The 26,763-nt window shown below is 31.8% G+C and carries 24 protein-coding genes; 1 reads left to right on the forward strand and 23 read right to left on the reverse strand.

The annotated features are described in order from the left end of the window. Nucleotides 1-1,182, forward strand: coding sequence for a lipoprotein N-acyltransferase Lnb domain-containing protein (locus HM990_RS10965; RefSeq protein ID WP_178988978.1), 1,182 nt, complete (start codon nt 1-3; stop codon nt 1,180-1,182). Here HM990_RS10965 and HM990_RS10970 read toward each other — a convergent pair. The 23 genes from HM990_RS10970 to HM990_RS11080 all read right to left on the reverse strand — a co-directional run bounded on the left by HM990_RS10970 (nt 1,176) and on the right by HM990_RS11080 (nt 26,687). After that, nucleotides 1,176-2,570, reverse strand: a complete 1,395-nt coding sequence (locus tag HM990_RS10970; RefSeq protein ID WP_178988979.1) for an exopolysaccharide biosynthesis polyprenyl glycosylphosphotransferase — start codon at nt 2,568-2,570, stop codon at nt 1,176-1,178. The genes HM990_RS10965 and HM990_RS10970 overlap by 7 nt on opposite strands. Before the next feature lie 56 nt (nt 2,571-2,626). Beyond that, nucleotides 2,627-3,637, reverse strand: coding sequence for a glycosyltransferase family 4 protein (locus HM990_RS10975; protein ID WP_178988980.1), 1,011 nt, complete (start codon nt 3,635-3,637; stop codon nt 2,627-2,629). Continuing rightward, complete coding sequence (locus tag HM990_RS10980) at nt 3,597-4,952, reverse strand: O-antigen ligase family protein (protein ID WP_229719251.1); 1,356 nt, start codon at nt 4,950-4,952, stop codon at nt 3,597-3,599. The genes HM990_RS10975 and HM990_RS10980 overlap by 41 nt, the downstream gene beginning before the upstream one ends. A gap of 73 nt (nt 4,953-5,025) precedes the next feature. After that, nucleotides 5,026-5,763: a transglutaminase domain-containing protein gene (locus HM990_RS10985; RefSeq protein WP_178988981.1), complete on the reverse strand. Its 738-nt coding sequence runs from the start codon at nt 5,761-5,763 to the stop codon at nt 5,026-5,028. Nucleotides 5,764-5,977: 214 nt separating this feature from the next. Further along, complete coding sequence (locus HM990_RS10990) at nt 5,978-6,673, reverse strand: TylF/MycF/NovP-related O-methyltransferase (protein ID WP_178988982.1); 696 nt, start codon at nt 6,671-6,673, stop codon at nt 5,978-5,980. A gap of 3 nt (nt 6,674-6,676) precedes the next feature. Further along, on the reverse strand, nt 6,677-7,150 hold the full coding sequence (locus tag HM990_RS10995; RefSeq protein WP_178988983.1) for a hypothetical protein: 474 nt from the start codon (nt 7,148-7,150) through the stop codon (nt 6,677-6,679). Further along, complete coding sequence (locus HM990_RS11000; protein WP_178988984.1) at nt 7,147-8,223, reverse strand: hypothetical protein; 1,077 nt, start codon at nt 8,221-8,223, stop codon at nt 7,147-7,149. The genes HM990_RS10995 and HM990_RS11000 overlap by 4 nt, the downstream gene beginning before the upstream one ends. Continuing rightward, entirely contained in the window at nt 8,220-9,824 is a 1,605-nt protein-coding gene (locus HM990_RS11005) for a hypothetical protein (RefSeq protein WP_178988985.1), read from the reverse strand. Before HM990_RS11005 ends, HM990_RS11000 begins: the two co-directional genes overlap by 4 nt. A gap of 80 nt (nt 9,825-9,904) precedes the next feature. Beyond that, nucleotides 9,905-11,035, reverse strand: a complete 1,131-nt coding sequence (locus HM990_RS11010) for a glycosyltransferase (RefSeq protein WP_178988986.1) — start codon at nt 11,033-11,035, stop codon at nt 9,905-9,907. Nucleotides 11,036-11,063: 28 nt separating this feature from the next. After that, nucleotides 11,064-12,107 carry an acyltransferase family protein gene (locus HM990_RS11015; protein ID WP_178988987.1) on the reverse strand — a complete coding sequence of 348 codons (1,044 nt, stop codon included), beginning with the start codon at nt 12,105-12,107 and terminating at the stop codon, nt 11,064-11,066. Further along, nucleotides 12,104-13,051: a hypothetical protein gene (locus HM990_RS11020; RefSeq protein WP_178988988.1), complete on the reverse strand. Its 948-nt coding sequence runs from the start codon at nt 13,049-13,051 to the stop codon at nt 12,104-12,106. Before HM990_RS11020 ends, HM990_RS11015 begins: the two co-directional genes overlap by 4 nt. Beyond that, complete coding sequence (locus HM990_RS11025) at nt 13,051-14,496, reverse strand: MBOAT family O-acyltransferase (protein WP_178988989.1); 1,446 nt, start codon at nt 14,494-14,496, stop codon at nt 13,051-13,053. The genes HM990_RS11020 and HM990_RS11025 overlap by 1 nt, the downstream gene beginning before the upstream one ends. A gap of 43 nt (nt 14,497-14,539) precedes the next feature. Continuing rightward, the gene (locus tag HM990_RS11030; protein WP_178988990.1) at nt 14,540-15,637 is read right to left on the reverse strand and encodes a glycosyltransferase family 4 protein; all 1,098 of its coding nucleotides are present in this window, start codon (nt 15,635-15,637) and stop codon (nt 14,540-14,542) included. Beyond that, complete coding sequence (locus HM990_RS11035; RefSeq protein ID WP_178988991.1) at nt 15,634-16,962, reverse strand: glycosyltransferase family 2 protein; 1,329 nt, start codon at nt 16,960-16,962, stop codon at nt 15,634-15,636. The genes HM990_RS11030 and HM990_RS11035 overlap by 4 nt, the downstream gene beginning before the upstream one ends. After that, on the reverse strand, nt 16,962-17,795 hold the full coding sequence (locus HM990_RS11040) for an FkbM family methyltransferase (protein ID WP_178988992.1): 834 nt from the start codon (nt 17,793-17,795) through the stop codon (nt 16,962-16,964). The genes HM990_RS11035 and HM990_RS11040 overlap by 1 nt, the downstream gene beginning before the upstream one ends. Nucleotides 17,796-18,382: 587 nt before the next feature. Next, entirely contained in the window at nt 18,383-19,561 is a 1,179-nt protein-coding gene (locus HM990_RS11045) for a glycosyltransferase family 4 protein (protein ID WP_178988993.1), read from the reverse strand. A 26-nt stretch (nt 19,562-19,587) separates the two neighbouring features. Further along, nucleotides 19,588-20,760 carry a glycosyltransferase family 4 protein gene (locus tag HM990_RS11050; protein WP_178988994.1) on the reverse strand — a complete coding sequence of 391 codons (1,173 nt, stop codon included), beginning with the start codon at nt 20,758-20,760 and terminating at the stop codon, nt 19,588-19,590. Nucleotides 20,761-20,773: 13 nt separating this feature from the next. Continuing rightward, nucleotides 20,774-21,478, reverse strand: coding sequence for a class I SAM-dependent methyltransferase (locus HM990_RS11055; protein WP_178988995.1), 705 nt, complete (start codon nt 21,476-21,478; stop codon nt 20,774-20,776). An 8-nt stretch (nt 21,479-21,486) separates the two neighbouring features. Next, nucleotides 21,487-22,716, reverse strand: a complete 1,230-nt coding sequence (locus tag HM990_RS11060; RefSeq protein ID WP_178988996.1) for a glycosyltransferase family 4 protein — start codon at nt 22,714-22,716, stop codon at nt 21,487-21,489. Nucleotides 22,717-22,719: 3 nt separating this feature from the next. Beyond that, complete coding sequence (locus HM990_RS11065; RefSeq protein ID WP_178988997.1) at nt 22,720-23,733, reverse strand: ATP-grasp domain-containing protein; 1,014 nt, start codon at nt 23,731-23,733, stop codon at nt 22,720-22,722. Beyond that, the gene (locus HM990_RS11070; protein WP_178988998.1) at nt 23,720-24,964 is read right to left on the reverse strand and encodes a glycosyltransferase family 4 protein; all 1,245 of its coding nucleotides are present in this window, start codon (nt 24,962-24,964) and stop codon (nt 23,720-23,722) included. The genes HM990_RS11065 and HM990_RS11070 overlap by 14 nt, the downstream gene beginning before the upstream one ends. Continuing rightward, entirely contained in the window at nt 24,964-25,752 is a 789-nt protein-coding gene (locus HM990_RS11075) for a glycosyltransferase (RefSeq protein WP_178988999.1), read from the reverse strand. The genes HM990_RS11070 and HM990_RS11075 overlap by 1 nt, the downstream gene beginning before the upstream one ends. Before the next feature lie 2 nt (nt 25,753-25,754). After that, nucleotides 25,755-26,687 carry a glycosyltransferase family 2 protein gene (locus HM990_RS11080; protein ID WP_178989000.1) on the reverse strand — a complete coding sequence of 311 codons (933 nt, stop codon included), beginning with the start codon at nt 26,685-26,687 and terminating at the stop codon, nt 25,755-25,757. Nucleotides 26,688-26,763 lie beyond the last annotated feature (76 nt).

The following is a 26,763-nucleotide window of genomic DNA, read 5'->3' on the forward strand; positions in this document are numbered from 1 at the left end:
ATGAAGAAATTTTTACTGTTCTTTTTATTATTCTTGTTTGCCTTAGGTTCTCCATTTGCGCAACAAATTCAACTATCTCCAAATTCTGAAATATCTGTATTAACGATTGGACCTGGTGAATCTTTGAATGATGCATTTGGTCATAATGGGTTTAGAGTAAAAGACAGTAGCCAAGGAATAGATGTGGTTTATGGTTACGGCGCCTATGATTTTGATGCGCCAAATTTCTATTTGAAATTTGCCCAAGGCCAACTGAACTATCTGATAAGCAGACATAATTTTTCTGATTTTCAATATCATTACACCTACTACAATCGTACGATAGACGAGCAGGTTTTGAACCTTACCAATCAAGAAAAACAAAACTTGTTCGACTTTTTAGAAAACAATTACAAACCAAAAAACAGACGTTATTTATATGATTTTTTCTATGATAATTGTGCTACACGAATTAGAGATGTAACGCTTAAAATAACAAATCGGAAGATTGAATTCAATGCACCTGAAAATTTTGAACCTAAAACCTTTAGAACCCTTATTCACGATCATGTTGGCTTAAATACTTGGGGCAGTTTTGGTATTGATATTGCTTTGGGAAGTGTCATTGACAAAAAAGCCTCTCTTTGGGAGCATATGTTTTTACCACATTATATTCATACTTTTTTTGAAAATGCAAAGTTGAATGGTACTGAAAATTTAGTTAAAAAATCGACGACGATTTATCAAAAAAAAGAAACTGATTCGTCTTCAAATGTTCTATTTAGTCCATTGATGATTATGGGATTAATTGGCCTTGGGATTTTATTTTTAACATATAAGGATTATAAAAACAATACGAGAAGCAAGTGGCTAGATATTATAATATTTATAATTACAGGTGTTATTGGAATTCTTATTCTGTTATTATGGTTTGCAACTGACCATTCTGCAACAGCTCAAAATTATAATTTGTTATGGGCTTTTCCTTTGAATATTATCGTCATCGGACAATTATTGAAACCTCAAATAAAGAACTGGTTTAAGAGTTATTTAAAATTTCTGATTATAATGCTCTGTCTAATGACCTTACATTGGCTTATTGGAGTCCAAGTATTTGCTATTGGGTTAATTCCTATACTTTTAGCCTTATTGATCAGATATATTTATTTGGTTAAATTCTATAATAAGAATTCAAATTACTGACCTCGATAATATAGAATGGTACTTAATGTTTTTACTGCGATACTAAAGTCCAAAAACATACTTCTGTGCTTTATATAATACAAATCGTACTGAAGTTTTGTAAGACTATCATCTATGGAAGCTCCATATCTGGTGCTCACTTGGGCCCAACCTGTTAAACCTGGTTTTATTATATGGCGCGTTTGGTAAAAAGGAATGATACGCGAAAGTTCATTAACAAAAAACGGTCGTTCGGGTCTTGGTCCAATAATGCTCATATCGCCTTTCAGTACATTGTAAAACTGAGGAATCTCGTCTAATCGTGAACGTCTTAAGAATTTTCCAAAAGCTGTAACTCTGACATCATTTTTTTTTGCCCACTTTACGCCTTCTTCTTCGGCGTTTACCACCATAGTTCTAAGTTTAATAATATTGAAACTCTTATTGTTTTTACCAACACGTTCCTGCATATAAAAAAGTGGACCTTTATTTCCAATTAAATTTCCTATTAAAATAAACGGTATAAATATGACTCCCAATATCAATCCAATTAAGGAGAAAATAACATCAAAAGCACGATGAAAAAAGATATATAACTTATTTTCGTTACTACGACTAAAGGGAAAATATTTATAGAAATCCTTTCCTACAAACTGAATTGGTACTTTTTTAAGTAGCTCTTCATAAACCTGAGTATAATCTCTTATCTTGAATCCACGTTCCAAAAGCAACATTAAATCATGATAAACTTCGGCCGTTATGGCTTCGGTATTAAAACTAGCCACTAAAATCTCTGAAATTTTTTCTTTATTAATGATTTGTAAAAAATCTTTAGCTTCAAATTCTTTTAGTCCCTTGAATTTTACAGATTCAGGAGTCGAAATTTCGCTATTAATAAAACCTATAATTTTATAATTGGGATCTGATGTATCCAATGCTTTTATCAATCCATCAATGTTAGACACCTCACCAACTAATAGCACACGCTTATAAAAGCGTGGAGACTCAATTAAATTGATATAAACAAGTCTCCATAAAAGTATAGATACAATAATGGTTAAATATAAATATACGATTTGCATTCGCTCTTCAGGTAAGAAAGGAGAGAGTACTGGAGTAAAGAGATAAAATAAAACAACAATCGAGGCGGTTATTACAATATTTTGAAATGTGGTATCAAGTCTACTCGCTTTTTGCAAATCATATAGTTCAAAAATAGTCGCAAAGATAGAAACATAAATTCCCAATAAAATTAAAGCCACATTGTTATCTGCACTGACAACAATATATTCAAAATCAAAATAAAGACTTAGGGAATACACGCCTAGGAATACCATCACTAAATCCATAATTCTTAGTAAGATCTTGCGTTCGGAAACTTCGAAATGAATACCTTTTTTTTTAGCCATTGAGAGGGTAAACTATGCTGTAAAGATAATAAGATGAAACGATTTTTATAATTAATCTAAGACAAAAGGGCTTCCCATTTTGGTTTTACTACTTTCCAATCATAATTCTCAACCTTAGCTCGTGCATTGGTAACTAATTTACTTCTAAGGTTTTCGTCTGAATTTAACTCAATAATAGCTTCGACCATGGCGTCAACATTCTCTTTTTCAACCAATAACCCATCAATATGATCGGAAATTAAATATGGCAAACCACCAACATTGGTTGATACTACTGGTAAACCGAGTGCCATAGCTTCAATAACACTGAGCGGTGTATTATCTAAATTAGTAGTATTGATAAAAACATTAGAGTTTTTAGAAAGTTCTAACCATGCTGACTTAGCTAATTTTCCTGTAAAATGTATTTTTAATTGTTTCGATTCGGCTAATGTCTTAACTTTTATCAATGAGCCATCTGAATCAGGTCCAACCATAGTGAGTTCAGCATCATAATTTCTTTCTATTAATTTTTCTAAAACTAAAACCGCTAATTCGGGATTATATATTGATGCAAAAGATCTTACCCATAATAATTTTATTCGGTCTATGCGTCGATTATCAAAACTGTAATTATCAATTTCTATACTGTTAGGTATGAATATTACCTCATTATAATCATAAGCTTCAAAAACGGTTTGAAAAAAGTTTGATGGTGCTACCAATTTGTGAGCATTTTTAAAAATGAGACCACTTAATTTAGGGTTTTTTTTTAATCTGTTTTCTAGATTCCCTCCGTGTAGAATGGAAATGTATTTAAGACTTAAAATTTGACATAAACGACTAATGATTAGGGCATAATAAAAGTTAGTGGTGCTATAGGTATCCAATAAGACAATGTCAACCTTTTTCTGGAGTTTCACAACACTCCAAAACATATCTACCAATCGAAAAAAGATATTAGTTTTAGAGGATGCATAATACATGGTATACCCTTCTTTTTCAAGCAACGCACCGAGTGTCTGAATTCCAGAAATATTAGAATTTTTACTCTTTAAGTTGTTTCCTATGTATAGGACGTTTTTCATTTTTGACGTTTAAAAGTGCTAGAGCATATACAAATGCTGGTGCGGCTACACGCATCGATGAATGGTTTATGGTAGCAAACCAAAAACATAAGAACGCATAAAAATAATAATTTTGTTTATGTTTAGTTCTGAAATCTAAAGGTTTAAAGATTAATATTACTAAAATAACAATACCCAACATTCCGTGTTCTGCTAATATTCTACTAATTTCATTATGTGACGTAACACCTTGTCCTTCTAATTCTATTCGTTCATCTTTTGCTCTGCTGGATCCAATTCCAAAAAACGGATTTGAAATAAATCCTTCTATTTCACCCAAAAATAATTCTTTACGACCTGTGGTGACGTCTTTTTTCTCAATTCCCGCTGCATTTTGGTTAGCATATCTTTTCTCTGTCATTCCACTGGTTTGATCAGAGCTCACAACCCAAGCGGCAAATAAAGCGCCAACAAAAAGTATAGTAACACCTATTATTTGATTTTTTGCTTTAGATCTGGCACTATTAAAATACATTATAATGAATGCAACTAAACAAATAACAGCAGCAACAACACCACCACGGCTTAAAGTAACCACAGCTCTGTATGAAATAAATACCAACAGTACTACATTTAATATTTTAAGTCCAATAGATGGTGAATTTACGAATAACCGAATTCCTACAATGAACATACCAAGGCCCAAGGCTGTTGCTACCTGGTTAGATCCAAAACCACCTGCTGCGGCCCTATTTGATGCCGTACTAGTTAAAAGATCTTTTAAGTCTGGTGCATAAAAATATACATAAACGGTATGAGCTATAATTGGTAAGAGCATATAAAGCAAAATCTTTGACATCTGTTTGAAAGTTATGGTCTTATCATAACAAAATAAAGAACTTAACCCTAAACAAACGGGTCCACTTAAAACAAAAGCAATATTGGTCCTGAAATTAGCATCGAAACTCAAAGTTGTTGAGGCCACAAAGATTGAAGGAATTAGTAACATTAAATAGATAAAATAAGGATATCCCTTTCCAGAAATCCCTTTATAAAACATACCTAATATAATGAAAACGATAACCAAGTATTTTCCTGCTTCATAAGAAACAGCTCCCTTTGTTGTTCTAAAAAACACCTCGGCTCCAACAAAATAGGCACAGGCCTTTAGTACCTCAAATGTTTTACGATTTTTTGCTCCTGTGATAAGACGAAATAAAAAATATAATACGGCAATTACAAAATAAGCCTTTGCTATACTCTCATTTAAATAAATTACAAATCCCAGAGCTATATGTAAACCTATCGCGCTAATATATGTAATGTTTGTTTTCAATTATTTATTAAAATATAGAATTTTGATTCTCGGATTACAAAAATTCGGATCATAATTAGAATATAATCAATTATTACGAAAATATTCTCTTATAATCGTCTAACGGAAATTTATATTTATAACTCTTAGCAATTAAATATACTACAAAGTGAATAATAAAAACGGGAAGTACTGGTCGCAAAGTTTTTAAGAAAGCATCATATGTTTTATTTGAATAATTATGAATAATAAATGGCACATTATCTGGGTTTAAGTAATTCTTATCTATACTCTTGTGATCTACGTCCATAGCGTCGTTAAATATATTATAGCTGACTTTTTCACCATTTCTAAGTAAGGTATAAAATTCGGTAACCGATAAAGGCTTATCATCTTCAAAATAAAACAAAGAACAATAAGAAACATCTATCATAATCCACTTATTTAATTCTTTGATAAAAACTTCGTTAAAGGAATGCCCACCATACTTGGTATTAAATGGAGCTCTGGTCACGCCCCATTCTCTAATTTTAATATCATTAATAACACAAAAATTATTAAATACCTGAACCTTATCACTACAAACACCTCCTTTATTTGAGAGCATTATTTTTAATGCCTGTTCTGATGAGACACTTAGTCCTGGACCACCTTGAATATTATTTTCTAACCAAGTACAAAGTTTCTTAACTAAATCAATGTCAGATTCGGGCTTACCATCCTCGAATATTTTATTATTTACCTCTGTAAAATACGCTGGAATATCCGTTTTTCTATTGTTATTATTATATGAGTAATCACTTAGCTCATTAACATTAGAATTTTTAGACAACAATCTAAATCTTGTCAAATACAAAAATGGATGACGCTTAACTGTCCAGAGTATTTTTTTTAAAATCATAAATGATCGTTACAGTGTTAATGCAAGTAAAGGCTAAAATAAATTTATTTTTTTGTTACACCAAATAAATCAAAACATTACAAAAATGCATCTTGGTTATTATTATTGTTATACACACCAACAAAATTATTTTTAAGCATAAATTTTATAAGATTTTAACAGCAACATGGGCATAATAATTTTTTGCAGCCTTGGTACTTGCCAGCACTTCAAAATTTACATTATAAGATTTGCAGTAATCTTCAAAAGCTCTAAACTCATGCAGTATGCTTGAAAACTCATCAAATATAATAATAGAGCCCTTTATAAGTATTTTATGAGACATCGTTAATACAAAAAGAGTTGATGAGTATAAATCGGCATCTATATTTATTATTAAGGTGTTTTCTGATTTATAGTGGTCTAAAAATGGCGGAAAAGTATCTTTAAACAATCCCTTATAAAAAGACACCCTGTTATCTTCTATTTGTGGCACTTGTCCCTTAGTATCAAAGAACCCTTTTTCTAGTCCTCCAGTAAAATTATCCCAACTTTCCGGTAATCCACTAAATGTATCAAAACCATGCAATAGAGAATCCTGATGTGTATTTATTTTAGACCAATACTTCATACTCTTACCCTTAAATACTCCAAATTCTAAATAGGAAATTGGGGCATTATCTATACTTTGGTTAATAAAATCATATAATTGTGTTCTTGTTTTCAAAAACGTTCCTTTAGACCCAAATGCAGTGTTAAAAGCTTCTAATTTTGGCAATGAAAATAAATATCTGAGCTTTTCAGAATTAGGGATAACCTTGGACAGGATTATCTTAAATTTTGTAGTTAATTTCGAATTCATAAATTAATTATTAAAATAAATTATTTCTCTTTTAAAATAAATCCACAACCAGCGTTTTGCAACAATAGATGCGATTTTTGAAAAACCAGCTTTTTCAATACCCCTTATGGAACTTAAGTTGTCTTTATTTACTATTACAAATACCGATTTATGATCATTATCTAAAACATCCTGAGCAATTTTATTAATTACAAATGGATAAATAGATTGACCTCTATGACTATTTACAGTGCTACAATCTCCTATTGCTGGACCAATTTTGTTTATAGATTTTAGCAAAAAAACTTTAGAAATTAAATAACTTCTATGAACTATGTTTCCGGAATCTTTTATGAAATAGCATCTTCTCCCTTTACGCAGGTTTGATTTTTCTATTTTATAATTGGGTAGAGCATCCGCAAAGGGCTTATAATTTAACATTTGATAAATATAAACATCAATGGAAATTACCTTAAATCGTCTTAGTAATTTTTTCATCGCTTCAACTTTGCTAAAATTTTTGAAATATTTGCTTTATATGGTTTTAAATTTTTATCAAAAAAGAGAAATAATCTGAAATACGTTTTGTTTAATACTTTATGGTAATGGGGATTTTCATAATTGATTGTTTCAGTGCTAAATCTACGTTTAAAATCTTGCACACCTTTGGAACCTCCCATGGATATGTTGTAGCCTTTACATCCATTTTCTAAAGCCTTTTTTATAATCTCCCATTGTAACATATACCCTAATTTAATGTCTGGTTTTTCACGAATTACGCCTCCTGTAATATTAGTAATATAACCACTGGATTTTACATAAAAGCCCGAAGCTTTAATAACGTTATCTACCTCGCAATTTATAAAATAGGCTAAATCTTTATTTATTAAATTAAAAATTGTTGACTGAAAATCTTTAAAATCCCGTACGCTATAATTAGCTTGTTTTGCGTTTTCAGTAATGACCTTATATCCTTCTTCAATTAATTTAGCATCCTTAACAAATGTAACTTTTGCTTCTTTATTATAAGGCATTCTAATATTTCGCCTCACTTTTGGGGTTAATTGAGCTAAAAATTCTTCTGCATCTTTGAATCCATTAAAATCGACCCAATTAATGCCGTAAGAACTATAAACATATTTAAAAAGTTTACCCGGTTGAAATATAGAATTCAAAAAATCCACCTTTTTTGGATGATAAACATGCTCAGAAATTTTTTTGTTCGATGATTTCGGAACGCTTAACTGTATATAGCAATTTCTGCTTGTTTTGGCGTGTGCTATAACTTGCAAAATATGGTTCTTAAAATTATCCTCGTAACCAGATTCATAAACTAATCCATGAGGAATAACATAAAACTTAAAAAACAAAAACTTTGGAATTACGGCTCCATAACCTCCAATAATTTTGTCATTCTCTAAGAATAGACCCAATTCAAAATCAAAGCCATAGGGTTTAAAGGATTTTAGCCAATCGGTCAAAATTAAATGGCTTCCCTTTGGATTGTTAATCAAAAATTCATCCCATTTCTTTTGCCATTCAAAGTCTTTGGTAAAAATCAATTGTATCATCTTACTTGCCTAGAAATTAATTCATTATTACTAATAAAAATTTCTCCGTCTTTATTGCAATCATATTTCACATGTTTAGTTTTTTCCATATAACCAATTAGTTCACTTAAGGTTGGATTCCATATCTGTTCTAATGCCATTTTTTGTGACAAATAATTAAAGCGTTCTTCTATTCCAGTATTGATTTTATCCTTTTCCCCGAATATTTTTCCATCATGATAATTCATTGGTGCTGAAAAATAAGTATGTGCTATAAATAGCCCTTTTTCTTTTATTAGCAAGTCTAAGTTCTTGGAATGTAAAGCATTTTTGAAATTTATCATTTCCAAGGTTTGAAAAACCGTAAATGTCTGTCCATTGAGTTCATGCTCAAAAAAAAGCGGTGTATACTCTGCTAAAGGATATATTTTTTTGTTGTGTATAATCCAAAACAATAAAATAGGAATTAGGTATATGACAAATTTTACTATATTAAAAACAAAATACACATGCTTTATTCGGCTTTTTTTATGCTTAATAGTTTTGGCATATTTAACAATTTCTCTATATAATCTTATTCCATAATCGTCATTTCTATAATGAAATACCACTTCTTTAATTATTAAGCTCACAATATTCTTTATGCCTAAATGCTTAATTCCGTTATAATAGGCTTTTAATGTAAACTGTTGTGGGTTAATCTGATTTATCACTCCATCTACTGCGGTACCAGAATCTATATAATTCCATAACTGGCTTATATTTCTTTTCTTTAAATAATGGCCATATTGGTCTTTAATTTCATCTTTGCTACTGTACAAAGTAAAATTATAGGGCTGAAAACCATGGTCAATCCATGTTTTTATAATCCCGAAAGGAGGTTTAAAGGCTAAAAAATCCTGAAAACTTTCTTTAGCTGATTTTATGGATTGTGATAATGAATGATAGGCCAACTCATGCCCATCTTTGATCCATGCTTCTATTTCCGCGCTATTAAATTCAAAAGAAGCCGTATCTTCTCGCTTAGAAAAATGGTTTAGAAAAAAGCCCTTTGTTACCTTAATGTTATGTCTCTTAAAAAACTGGCGCTGTAATACTAAATTTTCCTCAGTATCAAAATCACAATGGTCGGTGAAGCATACTATTGCAGAAAACGGAAATTTAGATCTACTCACTTCAATTCCAAAATCATTGGTAAACAGAAGTGCCAATGGTTTATCGAAAATATTTTGGGATACGGCATTTATAATATGCTTCGTGTTATTTCTATCGTAATTTGCTATTGGGTTTGCATTCTTGGGGTTAAAATGCCAGTATAAAATTGTATTTTTTTTAGGATTAACTTCCCAAATACCAGAATTTTGATTGGCTTGGACTATTCTATTGTTTTTAAGTTTTAAGAGTTTTGGCGCAAACCAATTTGCTATCCTTTTTTTATTAACATCGACCCAAGTATAATCATGGTTTCTAAATAAAACTATGGGCTGGGACAATTCAATTTTTAATGTAAACGATACCAATTCAATGGCTTCAACATTAAGTACCGTCTTATGGTCATGGATCTCTGTAAAGCCAATACTTTTATCGATGTCACTACTTAAAAGCTGTATTGATTTAATCATAAATCCATCTTATTGTCTAAAAATTGAATAAGCAAATTAAGAGAAAATCTAGCGAAATCTTATGGAATTTCGTATAAAGATTATTTCAACAATTCATTCTTGACTCTAGCATTGTAATAATTAAACGTGAATCTTTTAATAGCATCTCTTTCAAAATCTATCATCTTTGCGTAGTCCTTAATTGATAGTTTCAATACATTTTGTAATTTTAAAGCTACTGCTTCTACCGAAATAGCATTCAATAAAAACCCGTTTACACCATCTTTTATGTAATTTGAAATTCCCGAAACATCAGAAACTATTGGTAAACATCCAAAATTTAATGCTTCGGCAATTACTTTAGGAAAACCTTCTGATGCCGATGGCAATACTATAACATGAGATTTAATGTAAATATCATGAACCGCTTTTCGCGATAAAAACCCATGAAAATGAAAATTCAATTTCGATTCTCTTGCTTTTGTCTTATAGGTCCTAAAATCCTTTCCGTCACCTACAATATGAATATGGCTTATTCTGGATACGTCAATTTCTTTCAAGCTTTTAAAAGCATCTATGAGCAATCCAATACCTTTTTCCTCTTCAAGTCTTCCAACAAAACAAAAAATGATCGATTTATTACTGAACACCTTATTTTTAACTACTGAATTCCCTTTTAAAATATCATCATTGCTCAAACAAGGATTCTCAAAAGTTAGACATTGATTTTTTTGGTTATGCCAAGACCCGTTTATAGTAACGTGTCGATCCTGATGTTGTAAAAGCCATTTTTGAAAACGATAGGCCAATGGTGCGTTTTTTTGGTTCCAATTTCCGGCATATTTAAACCAACCTTTTTTAGCACTAAAAAACATTAAATACGGAATAACATAGACGCCAATACCTGTTGGTGCCCTAAACTGAAAATAGTCAGTTTCTTTCAGTGCATTGCTAACAATACTCAATACTTTAGGAGCTTGCGCAATCACAGAAAATTTATCCATAATACCCTGACCACCAACTGCTTTAATGGGAATTAATGTAATATCTTCTGAGACATAAGGTAATGCACTAGAAGGTGCTACTACCGAATGTAACATTGCTATATGATTAATTTTATCGAATATACTTAATAGGTGATTGATTTCAGTCACCGTGGAACCTAAACCAACAACAGAACCGTTGGGCTGCATGTAATGTTCTGTATGCGATATAATGGTTAGTGTTTTCATGCCATACTGAATAATTAAAATCAGGGTTTTAAAAATAGAATTTAATTTTCTTTCTTAATGGTTTTTCTATATATAAATAGCAAAAAGAAGAGAAAACAATTAGAATGAACAATCTAACCATAAAAGCTAATGTAATTTCTAAATCCTCATTTAGTCCAAAGTATTTCTTTAGTCTATAATCCGTTAGAAAGAGCCATATTGGAACTTGTAATATATAAATACTATAACTGATCTCACCTAAGAAAACAAAAGGTTTTTTAGAGATTATTTTACTGATCATGTCTTTACTGCAAGACAATAAATAGATGATGGGCACAAACACAATAGCCAATAATCCATTGTGAAAGTTAAGTCCTATTTTAAACTTCAATAAAACAAGTAAGAATAGAAATAACAATACAAGGTGTGGTAAATAATTTTTATTGTATTGAACAACATTCTTTTTTAAAAAATAGAGTCCAGTAAGATTACCGATCAAAAACTCATTAAAGTGCATTATGGGATGGTAAAAGATATCATTAACCGTATATATGGGTACAGAAAATCGGTTATAAATTATTGCGTGATATAATAATTGGCTAATCAGCCAAAATCCTAAAATAACAATAGTTATGGCCTTTAAACTTTTTTTATTATAAATATAATTCAATAGAAAAGGAAAACTAACATAGAAGAATAATTCTACTGAAAGTGACCAACCAGGATAATTTATCGTTTGTGCTCTTTCACTAAACCAAGATTGGAGCATGGTCACATTTAAGAACAAATCCACTTTATTGATATCGTGTAAGGTTTTACCAACTAGCCATAAGATAATTGCCAAAATATAAACAGGATATATTCGCGCAAACCTGTTTTTAAGATAGTCAAAGAATGATAAGTTTTTCTCACAATAGGCAATAATCATTACAAAACCAGATAGTACAAAAAAGTAACTTACACCAACATTGGCGTTATTAAAAATGAAATCGACATAATCATTGGAAAATAATTGACTTTCTCTACCAAAATGAAAAACCACTATAGCTATGGCCGCAATAAATCTTGTAAATGTTAATTGTTCAATTCTCAATTGAATGTTTTTAATTTAGACGCCAATTTTCTAGTAAATAGTTCAGACCCTTTTTTGTTCATGTGTCTTGTATTATAAAAATAGGCTTTATTATAACAGATATCATCATCTGTAAAATCAAGAAATTTGAAATTATAAGCTTCCGCTAAACTCGTGTAAGTCTGTTTTAATATGGCTTCATTTTTTATAAATTCCTGTCCTTCAATATAAACAGGAGCATAAACTAGGACAACCACAATGGCATTGTCTTTGCATTTTTTAAGATAATTATCAAAACTTTGTTTAATATCCACATTGATATTTACGTTATAGCCTTTCATCCTTTTTTTTGCGTTTTCAAAATCTTTATTCCACACGCGCTCTTGCCCCTGATATCCCCTAACTCTTTGCTCTTTTTTATTCTGGGAAGTTAAACTCATTTTTATTGCTGTTGAAATTGCTTCGGTTTGACCATAATATCTTAACAAAGGGATATTATAGTCCAAGACATTATAAGACTTATAGTTTGCCGTAAATTCTTCGAAATCTTCTTCCCATAGCACATAAGGTAAAATTTGTTCTGAATTAAAAAAATTGCCTTTCTCTAAAGTGGTTGCATCAACAGAATGAATGATCATTTTAGGTTTCTTGTTATATTTTAAAGCCAATTTATGTCGTAATTGCTGCATATTAAAGGTATGGCCATCAACGCCAAGATTATAAGCAGATAAATGCAAAGTATCTTGGAGAATTTTCGGGTCAAAATGTACCCAAGCGCGAGAGCTACCGTAAATTAAGATATCGGCATCGAGGTTTCCTTCCAAAATATCATTCCAGATCGTATATTCTTGATGAGCAAATAAATTCGATTTTTTCAAGTAATGGGATAAATAGAGGTCAACGCCATAAGCCAATACAATAATCGGAATCGTAAACACTACTATTTTATAAAAGAATGCCTTCATTAAAACTGAAAGTAAATAAACTCTTGGTTAGAGCCTGCAAAAACAAAAATTAAAATCAAAATCAGATAGTAAAATGACCATTTTAACACGCTTTGTCGTATAAATATAGATTCTATTGCATATTTGTCTCGTCTTCCAATCCATTCAATAAAGATAAAAAATACAATTAAAATCAATGTTGGTATTGCCAATGAGCCATCTTTAAAATATGGAACTGAAAATATTGAATGGGAAAATATACCAGACACATAATTAAAAGCGTGCTCTAAGGTTTCTGCCCTAAAAAATATCCATGCAAATACGGTTAAAATAAACGTGAATGACATGAGACCAAATTCCTTAAAACTTGGGAGGTATTTTCCTTCTGCAACGATGTCTAAGTGGTTCCTATTGTTTTTGGTTAAAAGTATGGGCAAAAAATAAACCGCATTTAATGCTCCCCAAATAATAAAAGTCCAATTTGCCCCATGCCAAAACCCACTGACTATAAAGATTATGAATACATTTCTTATGGTTTTCGCCAATGTACCTCTACTTCCACCGACCGGAATATATAGATAATCCCTGAACCATGTGGACAGGGAAATATGCCATCGTCTCCAAAATTCGGCAATATCCCTTGAAAAATAAGGGAACGCGAAATTCTGTTTTAAATTAAATCCGAACAAACGGGACACACCAATGGCAATATCTGAATATCCAGAAAAATCTCCATAAATCTGAAACGTGAAGAATACAGCACCTAAAACTAACGTACTTCCATTTAAATCGACAGAATTATCAAAAATATAATTGGCATATGTAGCACAATTATCTGCAATGACCACTTTTTTAAACAAACCCCAAAGTATTTGTCTCAAGCCGTCAATTGCATGATTATATTTAAATCTTCTATGTCTAAAAAATTGAGGTAATAAATTGGTCGCCCTTTCAATAGGGCCAGCCACTAATTGGGGAAAAAAACTCACAAATGCCGCAAAAGAAATAAAATTTTTGGTTGGTTCTAGCTTATTTTTATACACATCAATGGTGTAACTCAATGTCTGAAATGTATAAAAGCTTATTCCAACAGGTAAAATGATGTTCAGGGAATTGGCTTGGATTTCAGAACCAAAAAAAGTAAAAGCGGTTATAAAGTTGTCAAGAAAAAAGTTATAGTATTTAAAAAAGCCTAGAAATCCTAAGTTCACAAGAATACTAATCCACAAGAGTATTTTACGCTTACCTGAATCATTCTGTTTGGATAAAGCAACACCAACGGCGTAATCTACTATGGTGCTAAACGCGATTAAGGATAAAAAACGCCAATCCCACCAGCCATAGAAAATATAACTGGAAACGACCAACAGCAAATTTTGAAATCTTAAATTTTTCTGCACTACAAACCAATACAGCACAAAAACGATTGGCAGGAAAATAGCGAAGTCTATAGAGTTAAAAAGCATTAGCTACAATTCCAGGTATTTATTTATTTCGAGCACATATATACTATAATAACGCTTCATAGTGTTTAATTATATGAGACCAATCATGAGTGTTTGCCCAAGCCTTAGCTTCTGATCTGAATTGCGATAAATTCCCAAGTATTTTAGATATTCCTTCAACAAATTCGTTACTATTATTGGTATCTATCAAAATTCCTGATTTCCCACAGACAATGGCATCTTCAATACCACATCCTTTAGCTCCTATCGCAGGAATTCCCATAGCATTAGCTTCTAAAATTGCAATTCCGAAACCTTCCACATCTCCTGTGCTACTTTCAGTGCTCAACATTACAAAAATATCTGTTGCGTCTAATACTTGTTTCAATGTCTCTTCATCCACACTTCCGTGAAACGTAACGTGATTATTGATATGTAAAGACTCAGCAACTTTAATAAATGCATCAGCTTCCGTAGGAATACCAACGCAGTGGTAATGTAAGTCCGGATATGTCTTTATAAGTTCAGGAAGTTGATTAATTACATTTAATTGGCCTTTTCTTATACTCACTCGACCTACTGTAGTTATTACCGGATCACCTTTTAGCTTCATTTTTTCATTAGGAGCCTTCCATTGGGAGACAGTGATTCCATTTGGGATTACAACAACTTCCTTGTTCAACTCCGATATTAGGCTTTTAGTATATTTAGACACCGCAACAATTTTATCGAAACGTTTTAATGAAAAATCTATGGAATTTCGGATTAAAATAGATTTAAAATTAACTTCGGTCCCATGAACCACAGCAATTGTTTTTCTATTAAATAAAAAACTTGAAAAAGCGACATTCCACAATGAAAATTTCCCGGTTACGATACAATGCGTTGTCCTTTTAGTAGATTTTACGGTATGGACAATGCGTTTTAAATACATTATAAACCGAAAGTTATGCAATTTTATGCGTTTTACTGAAAACGTCAAAGCGGCATCGAAATGCGCTTCATCAGTGCCTGATCTAGAACGTTGATCTGCAATAACCTTAACGCGATGACCTTGCTGGCTAAGGTGTAGTGCCAAATTGTAAGCATGATTTCCAATGCCACCTGGCTGTGGTGGGAACTCTGATGTAACAATTAATATCTTTAAACTGGAATCCCTCATACCAATGGCTCGATTATCGCACCTTTTTTTAATTTTTTACTGGATAAATGCCATGATTTCCAAACCTGAAATCCTACAATAGGTAAGATTAATAGGGTTACAAATAATCCGATGAGCACTAAAGGTTTGTTCTTTTTAAATTGATAGGGAAAAATTGATATTGGGACCGTTCTCAACAATGCTAAACGTGCTGAAGCGTTACCATAATATTTTCTAAAATAATACAGTACACTAGGTATTGGTCTTGGTGCAAAAAAGTTTGAAGGTCTAAAGGCATCCCAACTTCCCATTTCCCTTAATCCTCCAGTTCCTGCTTTTACATCGATACAGAAAGCTTTTGGATTCGAAATACTTTTTAAGCCATTAAGATATAGTCGCATTCCAAATTCTCCATCTCCCATACGTTGCTTTTCAAACTGACGATCAAATAGGCCAACCTTTTCAAAAACAGTTCTTTGAAGCATTGCATTACCAGTGGCAAACTGAGAAGCAATCGCAAAAAACGAACGTGATTTAGGAATCTGCTGACCTTCTGGAAAGAATACTCCAGCTGAAATCTTGGCATTATAAAAATCGAGACATTTTAAATGCATACGAATCCAATCGGGTTTAATTCTTACATCATCTTCAGATAAGGCAACCCATTCACCTTTACTCGCTTTAATTGCCGTATTTCTTGCCAACCACAACGCTTTTTCCTTTTGATTTATAATTTGAAAATTGAGTTTAAAATCGTTATAAAATGCGACGTTGAAATCATCTGACTGATCAACAACAATCACTTCAAAATTTGAATAATCTTGAGCTTCTAAATCTTTTAGAACCGATTTTAAATAATCGTATCTATTCAATGTTGGAATTATTACACTTACAAGTGGTTTCTCCTCTATCAATTGAGACTGAAAGGGTTCCCATGTCTCATAAGCAATGGAATTATTGGATGCTTTTAGCTGATTAGTGTTTCTTGTGCTAAACCAAGATTTAGATTCTTTAAATGGATTATGAAATGAAAGTATGCGCAATACAAACACAAAAAACACCCAAGCTGAGTGAAAGTTTTTTCTTATGAAGTGATACTCGTCTTTAATCGGCACTTTTGAAAAACTTCTATAGGTTTCCGTATTTCCAATATAACCCAATTGAATGGCTTGCCAAGATAAATCGTAATCCTTTGCTTCTGCTGAAGAATATAGACTATCTGGTTGTAATTGATCAATAATATCCACTGGCAAGTCATGTGCTTTAGGGAATATAGATTGACCATTTTTAGTAAAGCGCTGAAAATAATGGGTTGGTTGTAAATATTTTAAGAAACTGAACGGCATCAAATTGATTTAGGTAGTGGACTATTTTGTGCTATACCTTTAAGATAATCCGGATAGGGTTTACCCTCAGGCAATAAAAGCAAATGACATTTCCCTCTGGTTGCTATTGTCTTTCCCGAAGTCAATACGTCTTCTGTTTTAAGATACCAGGCCACATAATTATTTTCGTTACACCATTTTACCATTATATCTCCTGCAGCTTCCATACCTAAACCTTCAACTTTGTGCATTTCTATAAAAAAAGTACATTTAGCTTCCCTAGCCAACTTAGTGGCAGATTCCATTACTAATGTTTCGGCACCTTCCACGTCTATTTTAACCAAGTCTGGCTTTAATCCGTAAAAGTCATACATGTAATCTAAGGTAATGGTTCTAACGTTAATAAAGGAATTCATTGCAGACGCCGTTTCTGCATGCGAAGCATACATACTTCCTGCAGCTCCAGAACCAACCGTATAAAATTTTACGGTATCGTCCAATTTATTGCCAACAAAGGCGGCAATATATCGTACTCTGCTTCCTAATCCATTATTAATAATATTCAATGCCGCATTTTGCAAAGCAACGGGATTGGGATCTACAAGAACAATTTGCTTATTTGGGTCTTGTATTAGCGCGAGCAAGGCTGTATAACCAATATTGCATCCCACATCATATACCAAATTGTGATGCTTACATAGATAAAACCACCAAGTATCATCTTGATCTACTTGCGCTCTAACGGTACTTGGAATAACATTTAAAGGAATCCCACATAAGTTAGTGCCAACAAAATTATCTCGCTTTGTTTTAACGGAATAATAAAGCTTTTTTATTGCCTTTTCGAAATTCATTGCTAAGAGGTTTTAAATATAATTTTGGCATGCAAGTTAAATATAAAGATTAGAATTGAATAGAAATTATTAATTCTAATTGTTGTTGGTCGATAAAAGACAAAAGACCGCTCGCTGTTAGTCCCGATAGCTATACGGGAAAGAACATTGACTAAATCCTAATTAACTGATAAACAAAGTAACAATCATTTTTCCTATATTAAACTTTACCAATTTTGAAAAAACAAGGTATCTTAAATTAAAAATTCTCAAATTCCCAAGAAACCCAACGCATTAAAAGGTCCATGAATAATTGTAACTAATCAGTATGCACTTTTAAACCTAACTTACCGATTTTCAGAACGAATATTTAACCGCTAAGAAACGCAAGGAAAAATCGCAAGGTTCGCAATGTGTTTAAATTCAACGTTTTAATGCATTGTGACCCTTTGTGTAAATCTTGGTAAACTTTGCGGTTAAAATTTATAACTCTATGATTGAAAATGCTCTATCTCATATTTTAGTAGGCTGAATAGTTACGAATAATTTAATCAGTCACAAATGAATTCTAGTATATCTCAAGTTGTTAAACTATTAAGACAACTATTTTAGATGTCTCTATAAAATTGAGCAAAAGCATCTTGTTGTTTTTTAATATTAAAATCTGCTTGTACTCGATTTATGGCTTGTAGCCGGAACTGTTCTTTTTTTTCTGTGGGTAACTGAACCACCTCAATGATTTTTTTTGCAAGTAATCTTGGATGTCTTTTTGGAACTACCCATCCTGTTTTATCGTGTATTATATTTTCTTTGAGTGCTCCTGCATTAGTCACTACACATAATAAACCCATTGCTTGCGCTTCTAAAACAGCATTACAAAACCCTTCTTGAATGCTTGGCTGTAAATATATATCTGCAGAACTTAATTTCTTCAATGTCGATTTATGCGATAACTTACCATGAAAAAATACCTGGTTTTGAATTTTATTTTGATGAATTTGAAAGGTATAGCGTTCTATTTCCGTTGGTGTTCCCGAACCAATGATATGGTATTCAAAATCCAAGCCCTCTTCCTTGAGTATCTTCATGGCATCCAATGCTAGATCTAATCCTTTTATCCAATTTAATCTTGCCACGGTAAAAATCTGAAACTTATTGCTATCGGTTTTAAAATTCCGTCTTTTATTAAGTTTTAATACATTAACAGCGGGTGTAATAATGCTATATGATATATTTTCACTAAGTCCTAAACCATAAGCCTTTTGAAGTAAGCCGTTAGAAATGCTATGGACTTTATTTACATGTTTCCATACCAAATCATAACAATTATGATGTTTTACAGGATAAACATTAATATCGAATCCTCTAAAACTAACCGCCATTTTCGCTCCTATCGCTTTTGCTATAAGTTCGCTCTCCAATGCTTGTGTTGTAAACCCAAAATGCAACCAATCAACTTTTTGACTTAATAAATGTGAATTAAGATATATCTTTTTAAAAATACGACCAACAGAGGTATGTTCTTGCTGTTCTAATTTGATATATCTGGATAAAGCCCTGAAATGAAATAATAATTTTAAAAATACTAAAGCTACAGAAATGACTTGAAAGAACGAATTTTTATAATTCTTTGGTGCTTTTACAACTGGACATAATTCAAAATCAGTTTGAGCCGTTTGGGTAATCAATACAACACTAAAGCCATTTTCTAAAAGTCCTTTTATTTTTGAAGTAAAAAAGGTTTCAGAATAGCCAGGTGTTGAAGAAAGGACCAATCCTATTTTCATTTAGACGTGTTTAATTTAATGTTTCGTTAACATTGATAGAATTTATTGAAGTTTTCTTTAAACAATTTCCAATTATGCTGTTCGAGAACTTTTTGAAATGCTTTTTCAGATATGTTTTCAATTTCCTTTTGAGGCGCTGTATTAAAATACGTTATGGTCTCTGCCAGATTGTTTACATCTCTATTTTCAAATAAAAATCCCGTTTTTTTATTAACTACCAATTCTGACATTCCTACGGCATTTGAACTAATCACTGGCAATCCAAGTGCCATAGCTTCAATAACCACATTTGCTAGACCTTCGGAAACACTTGGCAAAACTAGAACATCCGCTTTTTGCATTGACTTTAAAACGTCACAATATTCCATTTTAGAAGTCAAAACAACATGATCTACAATATTTAAATCGTGCAATGAATAAATAATCTCTTCAGATTCTGCCGCTCCTATAATTGTATAAGTCGCTTTTACGTTATTTTCAAGCACGAGCTTAAAAGCTTCTAGGGCATAGTTATAGCCTTTTTTCCAATGTTGTCTCCCAACAGAAAGTATCTGCAACGTTTCGCCTTTTGAATAATCTTCCTTTTTAAAGGCTTCAAAGGTTGGTATCTCAACACCAGAATATATAACTTTAATTTTATCTTCGACAGCGCCATAAATCATTGCCTGCTTTTTAATATCGTAAGTTACGGCATGGAACTTATTTACTTTTGGAAACGTTTTTTCATACAAGGCTTGTATTTCAGTATCTGCAAGTGGCGTAATGTTAATTAATCGTCCCCTTAAGCTTACCATTGTTTTAAAATACGAGTCGTCCAATAACTCTTCAAATAGGTAAATATGGGAAGCCCATTGGATATGAATAACTTCTACTTTATTAGAAAAGAATTTTGACCATATTAAAAACTGTTTAACCTTAATTTGAAACGGCTTTTTTGAATGGCGTAATTTGGCAATAAATTGTTTACATGTTTTAGGGTAAAAACAGAAAAAAGTGGTCAGCTTAAATACCAATTGAAACAATAATACGAATCTATTGCTCGAATCTGTAGGCAAGAAAAAAATCCCTTTCTTGCAATACTTATATAATTTTGTAGAGGTTCCGGAAATCAGGACCGAATGTTCCTCATTAACGACTTGAGCCAATCTTAAAACAAAAGTTGTAGGTTGTAAATTACCATTGTAGATTGCTATGTTCATTTGTTAATAAATCCTATTTTTTTGCAAACACACATTGATGCAAACCATAACCTAATTTCCCTAAAGTTCTTTCTCTTGTCTTCTTTAATCCAATTTTATTAAAAAACCCTGTAATGTAACTGCTATTTATAATTTTAAAGTGACCAAGTCTTCCAAAATTAAGTATAATACTATCATAATCTATAATTTTGAATTTCTTTTTCACAAGTGCATTGAGTTCTTTTGGTGTTAAGACTTTTTCAATAGGTTGTCTAGACCAATTGCCGCCTTCCATATGATCAAATACCTTTTTGTTGGGCGTTGTTAATATAAGATAACCTCCAGGTTTTAAAATATTAAAACAAACGTCAAAATATTTATCTTGTTCTTCAATATGTTCGATGACTTCTTGCGAAATTACAACATCGTATATGGCATGTTCAAGTGGATACTCTAATGCATTACCATGTATATAATTTACATGTGGATAAAGTTTATTGGCATTTACCACAGCTTCTTTTGAAAGTTCTATGGCATCTGCATTGCCAAATTCTCCTATAAATGCGGTAAATCTTCCATCTCCACTACCAAGTTCTATTATTCTAGGTTCTTTTATTTCGCGTTTTACAGTAACAAAATAGTCTAAAATTTTAACAGCACGTCTTAATTTTAAGTTGTTTAGAACCTTCCTACCGGACCAATAAGCGTCATAAAACTCAATTTGATTTTTAATATCCATAATAAAAACTACGCTTCAAAATTTTGCATAAAGTTATTAAACTTACCGACCATTATATCAATTGTGTGGTGTTGTTTTATATAATTTAGAGCATTTATAGACATTTGATTTAAGTGTTTTTTATCGTTTGCGATCATCTCAAGTTTTTCAATCAAATTTTCCTTTACATTTTCAACTTCGATTAGAAACCCATTTTCCCCATTGGTAATAATTTCGAGATTGCCGCCAATACTCGTTGCTATAATTGGTGTTCCCATGGAAAGCGATTCTATTAAAAACATAGAGTTTCCTTCACTATATTTTGATAATAGCACTCCTATATCTATAGCGTTATAGAATTCATATAATTCTTTGTTTGGGAGCCAACCTAAAAAATGTACTTGATCGGTAAGGTTTTCTTCTGCAAATTTAATAATTTCCTTATAATAATGGATATTAGGTGTGGTTTCGATTTCTATACTTCCAGCTATAAACAAATGAATTTTCAGTCCTTTGTTATTTAAATAATGTACCGCTTCAAACAGTTCCAATATAGATTTCTCTTCGCTAAGTCGGCCTGCATATCCCACAATAAAATCTGAAGAAGTTAAATTAAATTCTTTGCGATATTGTTTTGAAAGACCATCGCTAATCTTATCCGAAAAGTCACTTAAATTAACCGAATTATATATGGTTTGGGTCGGGAAATTTAAATTAGGCGAAAGTGCTTTGAGTTCATCAATTGGCGCTCTTGTATTGGCCAAAAAACCACTTGAATTTTTTAATAAAAAATCTATATTTTTAAGGCCTAACCGCAACTTTAAATCTGTACTTCTAAAAAAATAAATATGCTTGGCCTTTGGATAAGCTTTACATAGTTTTTTGAACAGTTCAAAATGCATAAATGTAATGACAACATCAGGTTTTTCTTTTTTTATAAAACGCTTTATACCTTCATAATAAACAATTCGGTCCTCTAAACTATAACCAAATATGCGTTTTTTAATTTTTAGAGGTACATAATGTAATATGTTCTCGAAAAAGCGGTTCCAAGGTGTTGGTTTTATATGAAGATATTTATTTCTATCGTAAGCTTTATGGTCTAAATTATCCTCGTACTTACTTAGCACTTTATAACTCATTGAGGCGGAATCATTTTTAGACAGAGCTTCTATAATTCTTGGGACTCCAGGGCTATTTTTATTTGGCGGAATTGTATGTCTTGAACCAGAAACCAATATGACGTTTAACTTAGACATCTCCTATTTTTCTATAATGGATTTAATTATTAAATCTTCCACTAAAACTGAAGTGCTAGGATTCCATTCTAAATCTTTTGTCCAATACCCTGGACATTGATCATAAGCTCTAGCAGAGACACCATAGCATATTTCTACTATTTGATATCCTTTTGTAGGATGCTTAACAAAATCATAAGCCATACATTGAAAACCTAAATCGTTTTGAACATTAAATGCTTTTGAAATACACTCAATTGGTATCAATTTATGGTCGTATAAAATAACACCACTTCCAGAAGCCTTAAAGCTATTTTTAGCAACTAATCGTTTTAATCCAATAGCTTTGTCGCCAATAACAACAATTCGAATATCATGATCGTTTTTAGGCAAAAACTCTTGAAAATAAGAATAGCTAAACTCATTACCAACACGCTTGTTTTTCATTTTAGCTAATGGTATTCTCACAGAAAAATATCTGTAAAAATTATAGAGTATACTTTTTAAAGGCAATTTAAAGTTAAGATTAAGTGGTGCCTTAAAAGACTCAATTCCTTTAGTATGCATTTTATGGATGATACTTTTTGCATCAGAACTGTTAACCAACCTTACATTTTTAGAACCAGCTCCTTTGCTAAGTTTAAAGACAACAGGCTGATTTTGCTGTTCTAACCATGTTTTTGATTCTTCCTCATCGAATGAAACAAATGTTTTAGGAAAAGGTGCTTCAACGGATTCTAATAAATATTTCTGAATGATTTTTTCATCAAATGACACTCTAGTCATTTTATTTGGAAAGACAGTAATCCCTTTATGTTCAGCAATTGTTAAAATGGCTTCAGCAATTTTAGCATTTTTAAACTCATATCTATGATGATGCCATAACAAAACATCTACACCTTCTAAGTCTGATACAATAGTATTTGAATAACAGTTTACTGTTTTAAAGTTTAGATTGTTTTCTTGACAAAATTCAATCCAGCGTTTAGCATAGCCTCCTTCCCTGTAGTGTATTGCTATTTTACTATCGCTTACCATTTTCAATATAACTTATTTGACTTAAAATATCAGTAAATTTTTTAGTGTATTTTTTATAGGTATGATTTTCAATATACGATGCATAGGCTGCTTTTGAAAACTTTGCGTAACGTGCTTTATCTAAGCTCATTTTTAACATAGCTTCCGCAAGTTCATCTATATATGGATTAGAATTGATAAGATATCCATTTACATTATCTTCCACAACTTCAGAATTACCACCTGAGTTTGTTGCAATAATTGGTTTTCCTAATGAAATAGCTTCAATTAAACATAAAGGCATTCCTTCTTCAGAACGTTTGTTATCAGTTGGTAAAATTAAGGTATCAATTTGGGATAAGCTTTTAATTAAATCATTATTTTCAATATAACCCGTAAATTCTATTGGCAATTTATGGTCTTCTGAAAAATTAAGGCATTTTTCTATATAAGACGTTTTTTTATCATATTTACCAATAGCTCCAGCACCTCCAAAAACAATTAATCTTACATTTTTATTCTGATCATATACTTGTTGGAATGCTTTTAATAAATTTAACACCCCTTTTTCTACACATATTCTTCCTGAGAAGGCAAACACAAAAGTATTGGTTCCATAAGATCTGTTTTTATAATACCCAATTGACTGTTCTAGGGTGACTTTAGGAACAATCGCGTTGGGAATACCAAAATATCGCGTTGTTTTCAATTGGTTTGAAAATGTGTTGTTCGCTTTTTCAAGCGCAATTTTATTAACCCCAAAAATAGCTTTGCTATTGCTGATTAATTCTAGCCACTGTTGTTCATTATATTTTGTATGCAACGATGTACCATGATGAAAAAATACCACTTCGCGCTTTGGAAAAAACAACTTAATCATGTTTACCAAGCCAACACTAACATGTACAATGATTTTTTTATTCCCGTTAAAAAACAAAAAACGACAAACAGAAATAAAATAAAGTAGTTGTTTGTCTGCACTTGTAATGAACTTCTGTTTTCTTTTTTTGTAAGGGTAAATAAGTTTCAAAATCCACAGAACGAGTGTGTCCATAAAATTAGACCTCACATGCCGAAAAACGTCCCTGTTGTATGAAAAGGATTTTAGTTTAGGATTATAATTCGAAAGCACTTTAAATCGACTATCATTTAAGGATTCAACCGTTTCAAAAATGACTTTCGCAGGAGCCGCTCCCTCTGGAGATGGCACAGAATTTAGTGAACCATAAACTATTAAAACATCACTTTTCATTACCCAAAAATAGCGGTTTTAATGGTAGATAGTAATTTTCCGTAATATTTTTTTGGTTCTAATTTTTTATGGTTTCCATTTTTAAGTATCACCAAAAAAGCTTTCCAATACCTTCTTTGGTGTATTAATTGAAACTCACTATAGCCCTTCCATGATCTGGCCCACAAATGTACCGCATAAGATGCTTCGGTTACGTAGATTAGATAATCGTTTTCTTTTCGTCTCAACTTTGAGTCTGGATTCGGATAAGCATAGAAAGCCTGGACATCCAAAATTAAAATATCGGAATAGGGTTTGGCTTCAAGCGCTTCTGTTTGATATGTTTTTTTAAAGACTGAAGTAAATATTTTTGGAATAATTAAATTTTTATAATTAACGGGTTTCAAGACATCCACAGTATCATAATACTTTAGGCAATTTAATATGTAAGAGTGCCCTTTTTCTGCTCCAATAACTCCGCAGCTAATGTATGTTTTTGACTCTAATCCTACAAAACAAGGTTGGTCCAATAATTCTGAAAAATCCTTTAGCAATAGCATATCTGTATCTAAATAGACACCTCCTTGTTCCGACAGCACTTTTAGCCTCACATAATCCGATACAAAAGCCCATTTTTTATCTTTTAGTGCCTGTTGTGCAAACGGATGCCTTAGGTCCGAGTTTGATTCGTTCCATAAAATAAGTTCAAAATCTGGCAAGTGCTTTTTCCATGATTCTATACATTCCTGAATCGTTTGTGACATTGGCTGACTACCAAACCAACAGTAATGTATTTTTTTTGGAATCATTATTATTTTTGACTGAATGCTTTGTTAAAAAGTGTATAAATTAGTTGCTTATAATATACAATTAAAAACGATATTGGTACTTTAGGAAATAAATATTCCCTTTTCAAATAGTCTTTTGAATTTACCGTTTGCTTTACCCAAAAATCTATAAGCCATTTGTAATTTGCATGATAAGACACATCTTGCCCTAAAATATTCGAAGCGTTTTGTATAACCTTTATATTTTCCTTAATCTTTAAAATGGTTTTAGAGTTTTTGCTACTAGAGGCAGAAGCATCATGAACCCTTATAAAATTCAACGCTTTTGCCGTATAGGCAACATCGCCTTGGTCAAAGACCTGCACCCAAAACCACCAATCGCCACAGTATTTATATTGAATCGGGATTTCTATAGTTTTCAAGACCCGTTTTCTTATTAATGCTGAACTTACGTTTATTACTGGGCATTTGTATTTTCCGTAGTTACTTAGCATTCGTTTTCCATTTTCCACAAAATCCGAATCCCAAAGGTTAACGTTGAAGGTTGTCCACCAACTATTAATCTTTGTGACTTTGGTTTTCATATAGTAGTTGTTACTAATGCAATGCGCAACAACAACATCGTTATTTTCAAATTTGGGAACCAAGGTTTCGAGAAACCTTGCGTCCGCCCAATCGTCACTTTCTGCAATCCAAATTAAATCGCCTTTAGAAAGATCAAATCCTTTTTGCCACATGCCAAACGGACTGCCACTATTGTTTTTATTTATCACAATATGGGCAATCTTTGGATGGTCCCTGTACGTTTCCAATATGCGAACACTTTGATCTTTTGACACATCATCTAACAGAATGACTTCAAAATCCTGATAAGTTTGATTCAACACACTATCGATACGTTGGTGTAAATAATCGCAATGGTTAAAATTTGGTATGATTACGGAAACTTTAGTCATTTTAATTAACTTGATGCCTATAAAATAGCGTATTTATTAATATCCCTTATTTTTTGAAATTATTACATTATTGTCC

Origin of the sequence: Winogradskyella schleiferi (genome assembly GCF_013394655.1) — a bacterium.
GTDB lineage: Bacteria > Bacteroidota > Bacteroidia > Flavobacteriales > Flavobacteriaceae > Winogradskyella > Winogradskyella schleiferi.

Coding starts and splice junctions, on each gene's coding strand:
- HM990_RS10965 (WP_178988978.1), top strand. CDS start 1: ATGAAGAAATTTTTACTGTTCTTTTTATTATTCTTGTTTGCCTTAGGT.
- HM990_RS10970 (WP_178988979.1), bottom strand. CDS start 2,570: ATGGCTAAAAAAAAAGGTATTCATTTCGAAGTTTCCGAACGCAAGATC.
- HM990_RS10975 (WP_178988980.1), bottom strand. CDS start 3,637: ATGAAAAACGTCCTATACATAGGAAACAACTTAAAGAGTAAAAATTCT.
- HM990_RS10990 (WP_178988982.1), bottom strand. CDS start 6,673: ATGAATTCGAAATTAACTACAAAATTTAAGATAATCCTGTCCAAGGTT.
- HM990_RS10995 (WP_178988983.1), bottom strand. CDS start 7,150: ATGAAAAAATTACTAAGACGATTTAAGGTAATTTCCATTGATGTTTAT.
- HM990_RS11000 (WP_178988984.1), bottom strand. CDS start 8,223: ATGATACAATTGATTTTTACCAAAGACTTTGAATGGCAAAAGAAATGG.
- HM990_RS11005 (WP_178988985.1), bottom strand. CDS start 9,824: ATGATTAAATCAATACAGCTTTTAAGTAGTGACATCGATAAAAGTATT.
- HM990_RS11010 (WP_178988986.1), bottom strand. CDS start 11,035: ATGAAAACACTAACCATTATATCGCATACAGAACATTACATGCAGCCC.
- HM990_RS11020 (WP_178988988.1), bottom strand. CDS start 13,051: ATGAAGGCATTCTTTTATAAAATAGTAGTGTTTACGATTCCGATTATT.
- HM990_RS11025 (WP_178988989.1), bottom strand. CDS start 14,496: ATGCTTTTTAACTCTATAGACTTCGCTATTTTCCTGCCAATCGTTTTT.
- HM990_RS11030 (WP_178988990.1), bottom strand. CDS start 15,637: ATGAGGGATTCCAGTTTAAAGATATTAATTGTTACATCAGAGTTCCCA.
- HM990_RS11035 (WP_178988991.1), bottom strand. CDS start 16,962: ATGCCGTTCAGTTTCTTAAAATATTTACAACCAACCCATTATTTTCAG.
- HM990_RS11040 (WP_178988992.1), bottom strand. CDS start 17,795: ATGAATTTCGAAAAGGCAATAAAAAAGCTTTATTATTCCGTTAAAACA.
- HM990_RS11045 (WP_178988993.1), bottom strand. CDS start 19,561: ATGAAAATAGGATTGGTCCTTTCTTCAACACCTGGCTATTCTGAAACC.
- HM990_RS11050 (WP_178988994.1), bottom strand. CDS start 20,760: ATGAACATAGCAATCTACAATGGTAATTTACAACCTACAACTTTTGTT.
- HM990_RS11055 (WP_178988995.1), bottom strand. CDS start 21,478: ATGGATATTAAAAATCAAATTGAGTTTTATGACGCTTATTGGTCCGGT.
- HM990_RS11060 (WP_178988996.1), bottom strand. CDS start 22,716: ATGTCTAAGTTAAACGTCATATTGGTTTCTGGTTCAAGACATACAATT.
- HM990_RS11065 (WP_178988997.1), bottom strand. CDS start 23,733: ATGGTAAGCGATAGTAAAATAGCAATACACTACAGGGAAGGAGGCTAT.
- HM990_RS11070 (WP_178988998.1), bottom strand. CDS start 24,964: ATGAAAAGTGATGTTTTAATAGTTTATGGTTCACTAAATTCTGTGCCA.
- HM990_RS11075 (WP_178988999.1), bottom strand. CDS start 25,752: ATGATTCCAAAAAAAATACATTACTGTTGGTTTGGTAGTCAGCCAATG.
- HM990_RS11080 (WP_178989000.1), bottom strand. CDS start 26,687: ATGACTAAAGTTTCCGTAATCATACCAAATTTTAACCATTGCGATTAT.